Annotated in this window: 14 protein-coding genes; 2 read left to right on the top strand and 12 right to left on the bottom strand. The window is 73.2% G+C overall.

Annotation, left to right across the window (positions count from 1 at the left end; genetic code table 11):
- Window position 1 precedes the first annotated feature (1 nt).
- From JOD46_RS09380 to JOD46_RS09335, 10 genes are all read right to left on the bottom strand, one after another.
- Window positions 2–835, bottom strand: coding sequence for an anti-sigma factor (locus JOD46_RS09380; RefSeq protein WP_204393650.1), 834 nt, complete (start codon window positions 833–835; stop codon window positions 2–4).
- Window positions 813–1,469, bottom strand: a complete 657-nt coding sequence (locus tag JOD46_RS09375; RefSeq protein WP_307834982.1) for a sigma-70 family RNA polymerase sigma factor — start codon at window positions 1,467–1,469, stop codon at window positions 813–815. The genes JOD46_RS09380 and JOD46_RS09375 overlap by 23 nt, the downstream gene beginning before the upstream one ends.
- 39 nt (window positions 1,470–1,508) lie before the next feature.
- Window positions 1,509–2,201, bottom strand: coding sequence for a class F sortase (locus JOD46_RS09370; protein WP_204393648.1), 693 nt, complete (start codon window positions 2,199–2,201; stop codon window positions 1,509–1,511).
- A 5-nt stretch (window positions 2,202–2,206) separates the two neighbouring features.
- Window positions 2,207–3,040, bottom strand: coding sequence for a DUF4397 domain-containing protein (locus JOD46_RS09365; protein WP_204393646.1), 834 nt, complete (start codon window positions 3,038–3,040; stop codon window positions 2,207–2,209).
- Window positions 3,041–3,222: 182 nt separating this feature from the next.
- Complete coding sequence (locus tag JOD46_RS09360; protein ID WP_204393644.1) at window positions 3,223–3,594, bottom strand: FKBP-type peptidyl-prolyl cis-trans isomerase; 372 nt, start codon at window positions 3,592–3,594, stop codon at window positions 3,223–3,225.
- A 211-nt stretch (window positions 3,595–3,805) separates the two neighbouring features.
- A complete protein-coding gene (locus JOD46_RS09355) occupies window positions 3,806–4,222 on the bottom strand; it encodes a DUF779 domain-containing protein (protein WP_239562668.1) in 417 nt (138 codons plus the stop codon).
- A gap of 21 nt (window positions 4,223–4,243) precedes the next feature.
- A complete protein-coding gene (gene exaC / locus JOD46_RS09350; RefSeq protein ID WP_204393642.1) occupies window positions 4,244–5,767 on the bottom strand; it encodes an acetaldehyde dehydrogenase ExaC in 1,524 nt (507 codons plus the stop codon).
- A 122-nt stretch (window positions 5,768–5,889) separates the two neighbouring features.
- Window positions 5,890–7,179, bottom strand: a complete 1,290-nt coding sequence (locus JOD46_RS09345) for a GAF domain-containing protein (RefSeq protein WP_204393640.1) — start codon at window positions 7,177–7,179, stop codon at window positions 5,890–5,892.
- Window positions 7,180–7,277: 98 nt separating this feature from the next.
- Window positions 7,278–8,432, bottom strand: a complete 1,155-nt coding sequence (locus tag JOD46_RS09340; RefSeq protein ID WP_204393638.1) for a PrsW family intramembrane metalloprotease — start codon at window positions 8,430–8,432, stop codon at window positions 7,278–7,280.
- 9 nt (window positions 8,433–8,441) lie between these two features.
- On the bottom strand, window positions 8,442–9,863 hold the full coding sequence (locus JOD46_RS09335; protein WP_204393636.1) for an FAD-binding oxidoreductase: 1,422 nt from the start codon (window positions 9,861–9,863) through the stop codon (window positions 8,442–8,444).
- A 74-nt stretch (window positions 9,864–9,937) separates the two neighbouring features.
- On the opposite strand from JOD46_RS09335, the gene JOD46_RS09330 reads away from it, so the two are divergent.
- Together JOD46_RS09330 and JOD46_RS09325 are read left to right on the top strand one after the other, a co-directional pair.
- On the top strand, window positions 9,938–11,452 hold the full coding sequence (locus tag JOD46_RS09330; protein WP_307834981.1) for an AlkA N-terminal domain-containing protein: 1,515 nt from the start codon (window positions 9,938–9,940) through the stop codon (window positions 11,450–11,452).
- A gap of 98 nt (window positions 11,453–11,550) precedes the next feature.
- A complete protein-coding gene (locus JOD46_RS09325; protein WP_204393634.1) occupies window positions 11,551–12,426 on the top strand; it encodes a fumarylacetoacetate hydrolase family protein in 876 nt (291 codons plus the stop codon).
- 21 nt (window positions 12,427–12,447) lie between these two features.
- Here the strand turns inward: JOD46_RS09325 and JOD46_RS09320 are convergent, their stop codons facing one another.
- Together JOD46_RS09320 and JOD46_RS09315 are read right to left on the bottom strand one after the other, a co-directional pair.
- Window positions 12,448–13,905 carry an aspartate ammonia-lyase gene (locus tag JOD46_RS09320; protein ID WP_204393632.1) on the bottom strand — a complete coding sequence of 486 codons (1,458 nt, stop codon included), beginning with the start codon at window positions 13,903–13,905 and terminating at the stop codon, window positions 12,448–12,450.
- A gap of 219 nt (window positions 13,906–14,124) precedes the next feature.
- On the bottom strand, window positions 14,125–15,501 hold the full coding sequence (locus JOD46_RS09315) for an adenylate/guanylate cyclase domain-containing protein (RefSeq protein WP_204393630.1): 1,377 nt from the start codon (window positions 15,499–15,501) through the stop codon (window positions 14,125–14,127).
- Window positions 15,502–15,564: the final 63 nt, after the last annotated feature.

Here is a 15,564-nt window from a genome sequence, read left to right as displayed (position 1 = left end):
CTCAGCTCTCGACCAGCTCGCCGCGCACGATCGAGTCGCCCGAGTGCGCGGGGTCGCCGTCGACCGGCTCGGCCGAGACGTCGACGAGCGTGAACTCCGCGAGGTCGATGCCCGAAGGCACGACGAACCGGCCCGAGTCGCCGTCGAGCAGTCCGAGGCTCACGAGCCCCGAGGCGTCCGAGCGGATCAGCCACACCTCGCGCACGTCGCCGGCGGGCACCGCGGCGTCGAGGTCGACCACGATCGAGCGCTCGCCGTCGGCATCCTCCTCGACCGTCGCGTGACCCGTCGCGTCGTCCCACCCGGGGAACGCGGCGAGGTCGGCGCTGGCCAGGACGACCGCCGGCGACGGGGTCGACGTGCCGCCACCCGAACCGCCGAGACTCGCGACCGCGACGCCGATGCCGACCCCGGCGAGGATGCCGCCGGCCGCGGCGGCGATCGCGATCGGCCAGCGGGCGCGTCGGCGCGGCGCGAGCGGAGTCACCGGCGCGATCCGCTCGGACCCGGCCGGGCGATCAGCGGGCGCCTCGGGGGCGCCATCGGGCGCAGCCGCGCGCTCGATCACGACGGTCCGCCAGTCGGCGAGCGGATCCGCGGCGAGCTCCGACGCGAGTCCGAGCTCCCCGTGGATGCCGGCCCAGACCGACGACGGCGGCGCCTCCAGCTCGTCGACGGGCACGCCGCCGCGGCCGAGCGAGACCGTGCGCACGAGCGCGTCGTACTCGGCGAGGCATTCCGGGCATGTGTCGAGGTGGCCGCGGACCGCGTCGGCGGGCTCACGCCCGTCGAGCGCCAGCACGGCGAGTTCGTCAGGCTCGATATGGTCCATCATCCACCTCCCATCGCGACCGCAGCCTGGTCAGGCTGCGTCGGACATGGCTCTTCACGGTCCCGATCGGGATCCCGAGGGTCTCAGCGATCTGCGAATGGCTGAGCTGGTCGTAGAACGCCAGCTTCATGACGCGTCGCGGGACGGGCTCGAGCCGCTCGAGCTCCTCCGCGACCATCACGCGTTCGGCGAGGTCGTCGTCGACGGCCTCCGACCCGGCGGAGGCCTCGAGGACGAGCGTCTCCTCCAGGCGCCGGGCGCGGGCTCGCGCCTCGTGCGCGTCGGCGATGCGGTGACGGGCGATGCCGACCAGCCACGCGCTGAGGGTCGACCGGGCGAGGTCGAACGTGTGCCGGCCCTTCCAGGCCGAGATGTAGACCTGCTGCGTGACGTCCTCGGCATCGGTGCGGTCGCCGAGCGAGCGCAGCGCGAGCCGGAAGACGAGCGGCGACCACCGGGCGTACGCCTCGCGCAGGGCGCGCTCATCGCCCGCGGCGAACTCGCGCCCGAGGGCGTGGTCGTCGATGCCGGCGAAGGACACCATGGTCACCGTGCGACGCTCACCCCTTCGTCGACCACTGACGAGCCCGACGCCGTCGATCGGCGCGGGCGGCGCGGCAGCGGTCGCCTGCGGCACCGGCATCAGCATATCCACCCTCCACGCATCGTCGTCCGGCTATCCGGCCGGGCGCGCCGTCACCACGAGGTTCGAGAGGTAGCGGCGCTGCTCGTAGTCGAACTCGCCCCCGCACGTCACGAGGGTCAGTCGCGGCGATCCCGAGCGGTCGAATGCGGCATCCCAGTCGACGTCGGCCTTCTCGGTGACCGCGAGCGACTCGACCGCGTACGCGTGACGCGTGCCCGCGGCATCCGTCACCACCACCTCGGTGCCCGGCGCGGCGTCCTTCAGTCGCGCGAAGGGCAGGAGGTCGTAGGTGAGCGAGTCGACGTGGGCCGCGATGACGGTCGATCCCGCGTCGCTCGCGGGCGCCGACCCCCACTGGTACCACGCCGCGATGGCCGGATCGTCGAACAGGCCCATGCGGCCTTGGTCGTCGAGGCCCACCGGTCGCACCTCCACGTCGATGCCGAGCGCGGGCACCTCGACCCGCACGGGCGCGGGCGGCGCGGCCGGCAGGGCGTCGAGGGCGGCCGACTGCCTGGGGATGTCGGGGACGGCGGCGGGCGGTGCGGCCGCAGCCGGGCGCGAGGCCGCCTCGGTCGGCGCCGAGGCCGCCTCGGTCGGCGCCGAGGACGCCGCGCCGCCGATCCCCTGCGGCGGCGCGGCGCACCCGGCCAGCAGGCCGAGCACGGCGGAGGCCGCGGCCAGGCACCCGATCAGCCCGGCCGCGACCCCCTTGTCCCCCATCCGGATCAGCGCTCCGCCTTCGCGGCCACGCTCTTGCGCAGGAGGGCCGCAGCGAGCGCGACCATCGCGAGCGCGCCGAACCCGATGGCGCCCCACACCCGCAGCTGCTGCTCGGGCGAGTTGGTCGCGGCGAGGCCGGCCGAACCGGCGGGCACGCCGTCGGGGCTCGAGTGCATGCCGGTCACGGTCTGCACGGCGAGGGCGAGGTTCTCGTCCTCGAGGCTGCCCCACGCGTACACGATGGTCAGCGTGCCCTCGGCGACGTCGACGTCGGCCGGGCCGATCACCGGGTCGGTGGTGCCGGCTGCGGCGACCGAGGCCGAGACCGTGCCGGCCGGCAGGTCGAGCGTCGCCTCGTCGGGGTTCGCGAGGTTCGTGATCACCGGCGAGCCGCCCGCGAGCACGTCGACGGCGGGCGCGGCGGCCGTGTGGCGCACGGTGAGCCGGCCCTGCCCGGCGGCGATGTCCGACACGTCGTTCGTGAACAGCGTCGCGGTCGGGTTGCCGTCGGCGTCGAGGTGCGCGACCGCGGTGTAGTTCCCGCCGGCCTCGAGCGGCAGGTCGACCGGGCCGATCGCCGGCGACGACGCGTCGGCGGCGTCCGATGCGGTGATCGCCACCGAGTAGGTGCCGGCGGGCAGCTCGAGCGGGCCGGCGAGGTCGCCGGGCTGGAAGTCGTCGAGCGTGAGCTCGTCGTTGACGTAGACGTCGACGACGAGGTCCGGGACGCCGTGGAGCACGGACAGCATCGCGTTGTCCTCCGCGGCATTGGCCGGTGCGACGGCGCCGAGCGCGATGAGCGCGCCCGCTCCGATCCCGGCGACGAGGATCTTCTTCATGGTTTCCCTCCAGGTCTGCCCCGCGAGGCGGGGCGGCGAGCGAGTGTGCCTGTCACCACCTACTTCGCACGCATCCCGGGAATCGGATGCACCTGAATGGAAATTTCTGCCGGGGGCATGGCGAAGGCCGGTGGACCGAGCGGTCCACCGGCCTTCGGGTGACGCGGATGTGGCGGGGCGGGTCAGCTCACGCCGAGCAGGTCGATCACGAAGATCAGGGTCTTGCCCGAGAGTTGGTGGCCGCCGCCGGCCGGGCCGTACGCCTTCTGCGGCGGGACGGTGAGCTTGCGGCGCCCGCCGACCTTCATGCCGGGGATGCCCTCCTGCCATCCGGCGATGAGCGCCTGGAGCGGGAAGTTGATGGACTGGCCGCGGCTCCAGGACGAGTCGAACTCCTCGCCGGTCTCGTACTCGACGCCCAGGTAGTGCACGTCGACGGTCGAGCCGGGCGTCGCCTCGGGGCCGTCGCCCACGACGATGTCCTCGATGACGAGCTCGACGGGAGCCGGGCCCTCGGGGGCGTCGACCTCGGGCTTGCTGTTCGTGTCAGTCATGGGCTCCATCCAAACGGAAGAGCCCCGGCGCGGACAACCGTCCACCGCGCACTTGCGCCAACGGCGAACATCTTGCAGGCTGAAGCCCTCAAGAGCTCGTCGCTCCGTCGAGATGTCGGCATTGCCACATCCACGGGGCGACGAGTTCTTTCGTTGCGAGAAGAACGGGCAGGCGGGCGTCCGTCGCCCCGTGGTGCGGGTCTCGGGCGGCTCACTCCTCCATGAGCCGCGAGCGGATGAGGAACCGGACGCCCTGCGGCGCCTCGAGCGAGAAGCCGCTTCCGCGTCCGGGGACGACGTCCACCGTCAGGTGCGTGTGCCGCCAGTAGCCGAACTGCTCGGCCGACATCCAGAACGGCACGACCCGGCCGGAACCGAGGTCGAGCTCGCCGAGCAGCACGTCGGCCGCGCTCGTGGCGAACTCGCCCGCGGGGTAGCACATCGGCGCGCTGCCATCGCAGCATCCGCCCGACTGGTGGAACATCAGGGGGCCGTGCTGCGCCCAGAGCGTCGCGAGCAGGACGCTCGCCGCGGGCGTGAGCTCCACCCGCGGCGAGACGTCGCCCTCGATCGTGACGGACGCGACCACGCGGCCGGCCAGCTCGTCGATCGACATGGTCTGCGCCATCTCAGATCAGCGGCATCCGGATCAGAAGAACCCGAGGGGGTTCTCGCTGTAGCTGACGAGGAGGTTCTTCGTCTGCTGGTAGTGGGCCAGGGCCTCCTTGTTGTTCTCGCGGCCGATGCCCGAGGACTTGTAGCCGCCGAACGCCGCGCCCGCGGGATAGGCGTGGTAGTTGTTCACCCACACGCGACCGGCCTGGATGTCGCGGCCCGCGCGATACGCCTCGTTGCCGTTGCGGCTCCAGACGCCCGCCCCGAGGCCGTAGAGCGTGTCGTTGGCGATGCGGATGGCGTCGTCGTAGTCCTGGAAGCTCGTGACCGCGACGACGGGGCCGAAGATCTCCTCCTGGAAGAGCCGCATGCGGTTCTCGCCCTCGAAGATGGTCGGCGCGACGTAATAGCCCTCGCTGAGGTCGCCGCCGAGATCGACGCGCTCCCCGCCGAGGAGGAGCTTCGCGCCCTCCTTCTTGCCGATGTCGATGTAGCTCAGGATCTTCTCGAGCTGGTCGTTCGAGGCCTGCGCACCGACCTGGGTCTCGGTGTCGAGCGGGTTGCCCTGCCGGGCCTGCTTGGTGCGCTCGATCGCGTCGCCCAGGAACGAGTCGTAGATCGACGTCTGGATGAGCGACCGGCTCGGGCAGGTGCAGACCTCGCCCTGGTTGAACGCGAACAGGCTGAAGCCCTCGAGCGCCTTGTCGTAGAAGGAGTCGCGCCGGTCGGCGACCGACTCGAACACGAGGTTCGGGCTCTTGCCGCCGAGCTCGACGGTCGACGGGATGATGTTCGCCGACGCGTACTGCAGGATGAGCCGGCCCGTCGTGGTCTCGCCCGTGAAGGCGATCTTGCGGATCCGGCTCGACGAGGCGAGCGGCTTGCCGGCCTCGACGCCGAAGCCGTTGACGACGTTCAGCACACCCGCGGGCAGCAGGTCGGCGATGAGCTCGACGAGCACGAGGATCGAGACGGGCGTCTGCTCGGCCGGCTTCAGCACGACGGCGTTGCCCGCGGCGAGCGCCGGCGCGAGCTTCCACACGGCCATGAGCAGCGGGAAGTTCCACGGGATGATCTGGCCGACGACGCCGAGCGGCTCGTCGAAGTGGTACGCGACGGTGTCCTCGTCGAGCTGGGTGAAGCTGCCCTCCTGCGCGCGGATGAGGCTCGCGAAGTAGCGGAAGTGGTCGCTCGCGAGCGGCAGGTCGGCGTTCAGGGGCTCGCGGATCGACTTGCCGTTGTCCCACGTCTCGGCGACGGCGAGGAGCTCGCGGTTCGCATCGATGCGGTCGGCGATGGCGTTCAGGATGGCGGCGCGCTGCGCGGCGCTCGTGCGGCCCCACGCGGGCGCGGCCTTGTGCGCGGCGTCGAGCGCCGCGTCGATGTCGGCCGCGGTGCCGCGAGCGACCTCGGCGAACGGCTTGCCGTTCACGGGCGAGATGTCGTCGAAGTAGGCGCCGCCGGCCGGCTTCACCCACTCGCCGCCGATGAAGTGCTCGTAGCGCGGCTTGAACTGGATCAGTGCGCCGGCGGTGCCGGGCGCGGCGTACACGGTCATCGTGTCTCCTCGTGACGTCGTCGTCATGCCCTCGGAGTGGGGCGATCGACAACGTAGGCGCGCGGCGGTTGCAGGTCGGTTGCCCGGGGGTTGCAATCGGGTTGCAGTGCGCTGCGGCGCCGCTAGCGCATCGCCTGCTCGATGCGTTCGAGGTGCGCCACGATGGAGGCACGCCGCGGCGAGCGCGCCGGCAGCAGTTCGAGCGCCGCGCGCCAGAGCTCGATGTCGTAGCGGTGCTCGTCGCGCTCGGCGAACGCGAGCAGCAGGTCGGGCGAGGCGTCGGCGAGCAGGGATTCGCGGATCCGGCTCGCGAGTTCCTCGCGCAGCTCGACGATGCCGGGCGCCGTGGAGGCCGGCAGCACGGGGCCGGGGTACTGCTCGACGGCCTTGCGCAGCGCGCCCTGGCCGGCCAACCGCGCGACGCGTGCGGCGTCGAGGTCGAGCTCGCGGCCCAGCCGGTACGGCCGCGACTCGAGTGCGGGCTCGCCCGCGGCCTCGAGCACGCGGCGGAGTCGTGCGATCTCCGCCCGCAACGTCACCGGCGACGCGTCGCGCTCGTACAGCAGCGCGGCCAGGCGCTCAGCGCCGATGCCTCGCGGGTTCCAAGCCAGGAGCGCGAGGATCTCGGCGTGCCGGGGGCTGAGCTCGAGCGCGCCGAGCCGGGCCCGCTGCTCGCCGAGCACCGTGAGCGGGGTGCGTTCGGGCGCGGGCACCGCGCGCATGCGCGAGCGGCGGATGGTGGCGCGCACGGCGGTCTCGAGGCTCGCGATGCGCAGCTCGGCCTCGACCGCCGCGACGGTCGCAGAGACGAGCGAGAGCGCGTGCGGCGCGACCGCGAGGTCGGTGCCCGTGATGTCGATGACGCCGAGCAGGGCCCCCGTGGTGGGATCGTGCACGGGTGCGGCCGTGCAGCTCCACGGGTGCACGATCCGGTTGTAGTGCTCGGCCCCGCGGATCTGCACGGCCCGGTCGAGCTGCAGCGCGGTCCCGGGCGCACTCGTGCCGATCCGCCCTTCGGACCAGTCGGCGCCGGCGACGAAGAGCATGTCCTCGGCGCGGCGCCGCAGGTGCGCGTCGCCCTCGACCCAGAGCAGCCGCCCCTGCGCGTCGCCGACCGCGACGACGAGGCCGGCGTCGTCGGCGCCATCCACGAGCAGGCGGCGGATGACGGGCATGACGGGCGCGAGGGCGTGCGTCGCGCGGTACTCCCGGAACGCGCCGTCGTCGAGTTCGATGGCGGGCAGCGCGCGGTCGGGGTCGATGGCCCCGCGGATGGCGCGTTCCCACGATTCACGGACGACCGGACGCAGGCTGAGCGGCACGACGCCGGTCGCGAGCGCGTCCTCCTGGGCGCGCAGCAGCCGGTCGCGCAGGTCGCTCGCTTCGCTCCCCCGCGGATCCTCGCTCGGCATGCGCACGCCGTCTCCGATCGCCCTCGATTCAGGATGCCGCAAGCATAGACCGGCTCGTGCGCGCCCGGACCGCGCGGTCGGTCTCTCGCGGCCCGCGCTCAGCCGGCGATCGCGCGCCGGTCGCGCGCCACCGCGTCGAGCAGGACGCGTTCGTCATCGAGCCGGCGCACGTCGGCGCGGCCGGTCACGAGGGCGTTCCGCGTGAACGCCAGCCGCGTGGCATCCGCGATGAACCGTCGGACCGCCTCGGTGCGCGGTGGCTGCTGGGCGCGGGCCCAGGCGAGCGCCGCGCGCCGGCCCGACGCCGTCGAAAGGCCCGCGACCTCGTCGGGGCTGAACCATCCGGCGGCCGCGTACTCCGCGAGCCGCGTGCGCGTCACCCGCTGCTCCTCGCGCCGGAGCAGGACCGTGACGACGATGGCGCCGATGAAGATCGGCACCTGCACCGTGAAGTACAGCAGGAACGCGTCGGCGAAGGCGAGCGAGCCGTTCCAGAACGCGTGCAGCAGGATGGCGGGCACGAGGCCGGCCAGGAACCATCCGAGGATCGCCGCCCCGGCACCGCGCCGAGCACCGATTCCGATCGCGACGCCCGTGCACGCGGTGAAGAGCACGTGCGCGAACGGCGAGAAGATGCCGCGCACGATGAAGGTCATGCCGAGCTCGCCCGCGCCGCCCTCCACGAGCGCGACGCCGAAGTAGAGGATGTTCTCGGTGAACGCGAAGCCGGCCGCGACCGTCGCGGCGTAGACGAGGCCGTCGACCGGGCCGTCGAAGTGCGAGCGCGAGAACAGGTAGATGAGCAGCACGCCGAAGCCCTTCGCGACCTCCTCGACGATGGGCGCCTGCACGACCGCCTGCATCACCTCGTCGGTCGGCGCGCCCGCCGGGTTGGAGAGCGCCGTGAAGAGCTGCACGCCGAGATCGACGATCAGCGCGATCGCGACCGACACCGCGGCGCCCCAGAGGAATGCGAACCACAGCGCCCAGCGCGGCTCGGGCTCCCACCGGTCGACCCAGCGCACCGCGAGCAGCACGATCGCGAGCGGCACGAGCGCGAGCAGCGTGCCGGTCGCCACGACCGACAGTCCGAGCGAGACCGCGAGGTAGCCGAGCACGAGCAGGCCGACGAGCAGCGCGACGGCGAACGCGACGATGAGGCCGGCGCCGACGCCGCGGCGGGGCGGCGATACCGGCGGCCAGGCTGGGACGTTCGACTGGGGACCGGGGGCGGGCGGCGGCGTGAGGCTCACGCCCGAAGCCTAGCGAGCGAGGCCGGCGTCGGCGTCGGAGCGGACGGGTGCGAACATGACGCCGGGATTGAGGATGCCCTGCGGATCGAAGACCTGCTTGAGGCGTCGCTGCAGCTCGACCGACGTGTCGCCGAGCTCCTCGGCGAGCCATCGGCGCTTGAGCAGCCCGACGCCGTGCTCGCCGGTGAGCGTGCCGCCGAGGCGCACGCCGGCGCGGAACAGCTCGTCGGCCGCGGCCCAGATCCGCTCGGGCACCTTGTCGCCCTCGAACACGAAGTTCGGGTGCAGGTTGCCATCGCCCGCGTGCGCGAGGGTGGGGATCTCGACGTCGTGGCGCGCGCCGATCTCGGCGATCGCGCGGAACATCTCGGGAAGCCGCGAGCGCGGCACGGCGACGTCCTCGATGAGCACGTTGCCGCGCGAGGCGAGCGCCGGATGCATCGCGCGGCGGATGTCGAGCAGCCGCTCGCCCGTCGCGGCATCCGTCGACCGCGTCACGCGCCCGCCCGCGGACTCGAAGACGCGCGCCAGGAACTCGGCCTCGTCGGCCGCGTCGCCCGCGTCGCACTGCGCGAGCAGGAACGTCTCGCCGGGCGCGAGGTCGTCGAGCGGCGTGCCCTCGAGCGCGGACGGGCCGAGGTACTCGGCGACGCGCGCGAGGCCGATCGGATCGATGAGCTCGAGCAGCGCGGGTCGCACGCGCGCCGCCGCGACCCCGCCGACCGCGACGCCCGCCGACTCGACGTCGGGGAACGCGGCCGCGACGGTGTGCGTGTCGCCGCGCACGATCGGGCGCAGTCGCACGGTGGCTTCGACGATCACGGCGAGCGTGCCCTCGGAGCCCGTGAGCAGCGCGGTGAGGTCGTAGCCGGTGACGCCCTTGACGGTGCGGTGCCCGGTGCGCAGCAGCGTGCCGTCGGCGAGGACGGCGACGAGCCCGAGCACCGACTCGCGCGTGACGCCGTACTTCGCGCAGAGCAGCCCCCCGGCGTTCGTGGCGATGTTGCCGCCGATCGACGAGATCGCGCGGCTGGCGGGATCAGGTGCGTACCAGAGCCCGCGCTCGCGCGCGGCCCGGTCGAGGTCGCCGTTCAGCACGCCGGCCTCGACCACCGCGAGCTCGTCGACGTCGGAGATCTCGAGGATGCGGTCCATGCGCGAGAGGTCGAGCACGATCGAGCCGAGGCTCGAGATCGCGCCGCCCGCGAGCCCCGTGCCGGCGCCGCGCGGGACGACGGGCGTGCCCGAGGCGCTCGCGACGCGCATGACGGCCTGCACGTCCTCGACGGAGCCCGCGTGCACGATCGCGAGCGGAGGATGCGGGCTCCGCCACCCCGAGCGGTCCTCGCGCACGGCCTGCATGGCGGGGCCGTCGGCGATCACCGCGTCGCCGAGGAGATCGATGAGCTGTTCCACGACGTCGGCGGGCATGCCGACAGCGTAACCGTCGCAGCCATGTCCGATTCCCGCTATCCGTGGTCGCCGGGCCGTGCGACGCTGGAGGGGTGACCACGACCGCCGACCCCCTCGCCGACCCGGCGTTCGCCGAGCGCTACCGCGCCATGCTCGCCCGCGACGCCCGCTTCGACGGCCAGTTCATCACCGGCGTGCACTCGACCGGGATCTACTGCCGGCCCAGCTGCCCCGCCGCGCCGCCCAAGCCGGCCAACGTGACGTTCTACCGCACCGCCGCCGCCGCCCACGAGGCGGGGCTGCGCGCGTGCAAGCGATGCCTGCCCGACGCGGTGCCCGGCTCCCCCGAGTGGGACCTCGACGACGACCTCGCCGCGCGCGCCATGCGGCTCATCGGCGACGGCGTCGTCGAGCGCGAGGGTGTGCCCGGCCTCGCCTCGCGTCTGGGCTACACCCCGCGCCACCTCACGCGCGTGCTCGCGTCCGAGCTCGGCGCCGGACCGCTCGCGCTGGCCCGGGCCCACCGCGCCCAGACCGCACGCGCGCTCCTGACCTCGACCTCCATGCGGGTCGCCGACGTCGCGTTCGCGTCGGGCTTCGGGAGCATCCGGCAGTTCAACGACACGATCCGTGCCGTCTACGAGCGCAGCCCGCTCGAACTGCGCGCGCTCGCGCAGCGCCGTTCCGCACGCCGGACGGGCACGACGGATGACGCGGGGTCCGACGCGGGCGAGGCGGGCCTCGTGCGACTGCGCCTGCCCGCCCGACCCCCCTTCGACGCCGCCGGCGTCTTCGCCTGGCTCGCCGACCGTGCGCTCGCCGGCGTCGAGGAGGCCGGCGCCGACCGCTACGAGCGCACGCTGGAGCTGCCGACCGGTCCGGCGCTCGTCCGGCTCTCGGCCGCGGGCGACGCGCCGGCGATCGACGTCGAGGCGCGGCTCGCGAGCCTCGCCGACCTCGCCCCGCTCGTCGCGCGGGTCCGGCGCCTGTTCGACCTCGACGCCGACGCGATCGCCATCGACGCCGCCCTCGCCGCCGATCCCGCGCTCGCGCCGTCCGTCGCCGCCGTCCCCGGCATCCGCATGCCCGGCACGCTCGATCCGCACGAACTCGTCGTGCGCGCGCTCGTCGGCCAGCAGGTGTCCGTGGCCTCGGCCCGCACGTCGCTCACCCGGCTCGCCGCCGAACTCGGCGAGCGCGTCGAGTTCGAGGGACGCGCCCGCACGCTCTTCCCCGCGCCCGAGGCGATCGCGGCGCACGGCGCCTCCGTGCTGCGCGGCCCGGCCGCACGGATCCGGACGATCGTCGACGTGTGCGAACGATTGGCGCTGGGCGCGCTCGTCGTCGCGCCCGAACGCGGACGCGCCGAGCTGCGCGCCGAACTGCTCGCCGTGCCCGGCATCGGTCCGTGGACCGCGGGCTACCTCGCCATGCGGGTGACGCGCGAACCCGACGAGCTGCTGGTCTCCGACCTCGCGCTCCGCAACGGAGCGCTCCGCCTCGGGCTGCCGGGCGACGCGAGGGCGCTCGCGGCGCGCGGCGAGGCGTGGGCGCCGTGGCGCAGCTACGCGTCGATGCATCTCTGGCGCGCCGCGGCATCCGCCTGAGCACGAGGCGCGCCGTTGTCGCCGCCGGGGAGCGTTCGGCCGATTTCGTTGTACGCCTCGCACAGGCTCGCTCGCCGGACGGCCGATAGCCTAGACACGTGAAGTTCGCACACCTCCGAGTCGAAGGCCACCCGACCCCACGACTCGCGGCGGTGATCGGCGACGACGCGCTCTTCCTCGACCAGGTGATGGCCGACGCCCCGCACGACCTCCAGTGCCTGATCGAGCGCGGCGCCGACGGGCTCGACGCGGTGCGCGCGGCCGTGTTCGACGCACTCGCCGCCGCCGCGCCGACGACGCCGGTCGCCGAGCTGCGGCACGCCTCGGCGGTGCTCCGCCCCGCGCAGGTGCTCGCGATCGGCGCGAACTACGCCGCGCACGCCTCCGAGCTGAAGCTGCGCTCCGAGTCGGCGATGACGATCTTCTCGCTCTGGCCGAACTCGCTCGCCGGGCACGGCCAGACCACCACCTGGGCGGGCGACGTCGCGACCCAGGTCGACTACGAGGCCGAGCTCGGCGTGATCATCGGCCGCCCCGCGAAGGACGTCGCGGTGCGCGACGCGCTCGACTACGTGTGGGGCTACACCGTCGTCAACGACATCACGGCCCGCGACATCCAGTTCAGCGAGGCCCAGTGGTCGCGGTGCAAGTCGTTCGACGGCTTCACGCCGACCGGCCCCGTCGTGGTCACGGCCGACGAGATCGCCGACCCGCAGGACCTCTGGCTCACGACCAACGTCGACGGGCACATCCTGCAGGACGCATCGACCAACGAGATGGTGCGCAGCGTCGCCGAGATCATCTCCTACCTGTCGAGGACCGCCACGCTGCCGGCGGGGACCCTCATCTCCACCGGCAGCCCCGGCGGCGCGGGCTACTCGCGCAACCCCCAGGTGTTCCTGCGCGACGGTTCGACCGTCACGGTCACGATCGAGGGCATCGGGTCGCTGACGACGCACTGCCGCGTGGTCTGACCGCGGCAGCGCGTCGGCGCGTCACTCGCTCGGCTCGCCCTTGCGCTCGACGACGGGGATCGCCTGCGTCACGGGGTGGGTGCCCGAGAGCCGCGACGGCATCAGGTGGCGCGTGACCTCCTCGCGCGTCATCAGGTCGGCTTCGACGACGAGGTCGGCGACCGGACGGCCTGTCGCGAGCGCGGCCTTGGCGAGCTTGGCCGCCTCGGCGTACCCGATGAACGGGATCAGCGCGGTGATGACGCCGACGGTCGACGCCACCTGCGCCTCGAGCCGCTCGACGTTCGCGGTGATGCCGTCGACGCAGTTCACGCGCAGGGTCCAGCAGGCCTGGCGCATCCAGGTGATCGACTGGAGCAGCGAGTGGGCGATCACCGGCTCGAACGCGTTGAGCTGCAGCTGCCCGCTCTCGGACGCCATCATGACCGTGACGTCCGCGCCGGCGACCGCGTAGGCGACCTGGCTGACCGCCTCGGGGATGACCGGGTTGACCTTGCCCGGCATGATGCTCGAGCCCGCCTGGCGGGGCGGCAGGTTGATCTCGCCGAGGCCGGCCTGCGGCCCCGACGAGAGCAGCCGGAGGTCGTTGCAGATCTTGGAGAGCTTGATCGCGCTGCGCTTGAGTGCGCTCGAGAAGGTCATGAACACACCCGTGTCGCTCGTGGCCTCGACGAGGTCGGGTGCGGTCTCGAGCGGCTGGCCGGCGATCTCGCTGAGGTGGCGCACGACGGCGGCGGCGTAGCCCGGGTCGGCCGTGATGCCCGTTCCCACCGCGGTGCCGCCGAGGTTCACCTCGGAGAGCAGCTTGATGGTCTCGCGCAGCCGCGCGATGTCCTCGCCGAGCGTCGTCGCGTAGCCGTGGAACTCCTGGCCGAGCGTCATCGGGACGGCGTCCTGCAGCTGGGTGCGCCCGACCTTCAGGACGTCCTGGAACTCGCGGCCCTTGCGGCCGAAGGCGATGCGGAGCTGGTCGAGCTCGGCCAGCATCGTCGTGAGCGACGCGGTCATCGACAGCTTGATCGCGGTCGGATAGGTGTCGTTCGTCGACTGGCTGCGGTTGACGTCGTCGATCGGGTGCAGGATGTCGTAGCGGGCCTTGGGGTACCCGGCGATCTCGAGCGCGACGTTGGTGATGACCTCGTTCGCGTTCATGTTCGTCGAGGTGCCCGCGCCGCCCTGGATGACGCCCACGAGGAACTGGTCGTGGAACTCGCCGTCGATGATGCGCTGGCACGCCTCGTCGATCCACACCTGCTTCTGCGGTTCGAGCGCGCCGATCTCCTTGTTGGCCCGCGCGGCGGCCTGCTTGACCTGCGCGAGCGCGACCACGAGCTCGGGGTACACCGAGATCGGGCGCTTGGAGATGGGGAAGTTGTCGAGCGCGCGCTTGGTGTGCACGCCCCAGTACGCGTCGGCCGGCACCTCCACCGAGCCGAGCGAGTCGGTCTCGATGCGGGTCGGCCCGTGCGCGGGGTCCATCTCGTCCTCCGCTCTCCGGGTCGCGACGGTCGGGTGGTCTGGTCGGGTCATCGACACGGGTGGCTCCATCGCCTCAGGGGTGCGCGGGATCGCCGCGCGGGTACTGGTCCGAGCCTACCGCCGAGCGCCCCGCCCGGATCGGGCACGCCGCGGACGGTTCGTGCGTGAACGCGTGCGGGTCGCACGAATCGTGCGCGGTGCGGCGACCGCGGACCCGGCTCAGGACTCCGCGACGACCTCGAAGAGTCGCCACTGCCCCGGGACGCCCCTCAACGCGTGCGACCCGCGATCGGCGAATCGGATGCCCGAACCGACGACGAGGTCGGTGACCGTGCCCGACACGAGCACCCGGCCCGCCTCGGCGTGCGCCATGACGCGCGCGGCGATGTGCACGGCGATGCCCGCGACCTGGCCGTCCTGCAGCTCGACCTCGCCCGTGTGCAGCCCGGCACGGATGGCGAGGCCGAGCGAGTCCACCGCGGCGGCGATCTCCGTCGCGCACCGCACCGCGCGCGCCGGCCCGTCGAAGATCGCGAGGAACCCGTCGCCCGTGGTCGCGATCTCGCGCCCGCGGTGGCGCTCGAGATGCGAGCGGACGAGCTCGTCGTGGGCGGCCTTCACGTCGAGCCAGCGCTGGTCGCCGAGACGCGCGGCCAGGTCGGTCGAGCCGACGATGTCGGTGAAGAGCACCGTCGCGAGGATGCGGTCGTCGGGCGGCGCCGGCCGGTCGCCCGTCAGGAACTCCTCGATCTCGTCGAGGACCGGTTCCGCACCGACGAACGGCGGGTACCAGTCCGCACCGGGGAGCTCGACGTACTTCGCGCCGGGGATGTGCTCCGCGAGGTAGCGGCCCATCGGGGCCCGGTAGTGCCGGTTGCCGGCCTTGTGCAGCACGAGCGTCGGCACCTGGATGCTCGGCAGCACCGAGCGGACGTCGAGCCGGAGCACCCAGCCGTACATCCGCGCCGCCGCGGCCGGCGTCGCCGACAGGCGCATGTAGTGGCGTGCCCAGCGCTGCAGCTGGGCGTCGTCGGCGACGCTCGGCGCCGAGAGCCAGAGCGCGGCATCGGTCCCCCAGCCCTGGCGCCACGACACGAGCAGCCGCTCGGCGGCCGACTCGGGCATGCCGATCGGGTAGTCCTCGGCGCGCAGCATCCGCGCGAACGTGTTCACCAGCACGAGCGCGCGCGTGCGCTGCGGATACGTGGCGGCGAACATCATCGCCATGGGACCGCCCTCGGCGTCGCCGAGGAGCGCGGCCTTCTCGGAGCCCGCGGCGTCGAGCACGGCGCGCGCATCGTCCATCCAGTGCTCGAGCGTGGGCAGCGCTCCCAGCGAGACCGGGTCGGAGATCCCGGCGCCCCGCTTGTCGAAGCAGATGACCCGCGCGAACCGGCCGAGGCGCTCGAGGTAGCGCGCCATCGAGGGATGCTCCCACATGACCTCGATGTTGCTCGCCCAGTTGCCGATGAGCAGGAGGTCGTGGTCGCCCCGGCCGAACACCTGGTACGCGACGACCCCATCCTCGCTCGTCGCGTACGCGGGCTCGGGCGCGACCGCCGTCCACGACGGCGCGCGCGGAGCGCTCGGTTCCATGACGACCCCTCCCGCCGCCAGCGTAGCCCCGTGCTCCTCGCGCCGAACCCGCCATCGGGCGGC

Source organism: Agromyces aurantiacus, from assembly GCF_016907355.1.
Classification (GTDB): domain Bacteria; phylum Actinomycetota; class Actinomycetes; order Actinomycetales; family Microbacteriaceae; genus Agromyces; species Agromyces aurantiacus.
Note: the sequence above shows the minus strand (reverse complement) of the source record. Positions and strands in the feature narration are given on the sequence as shown.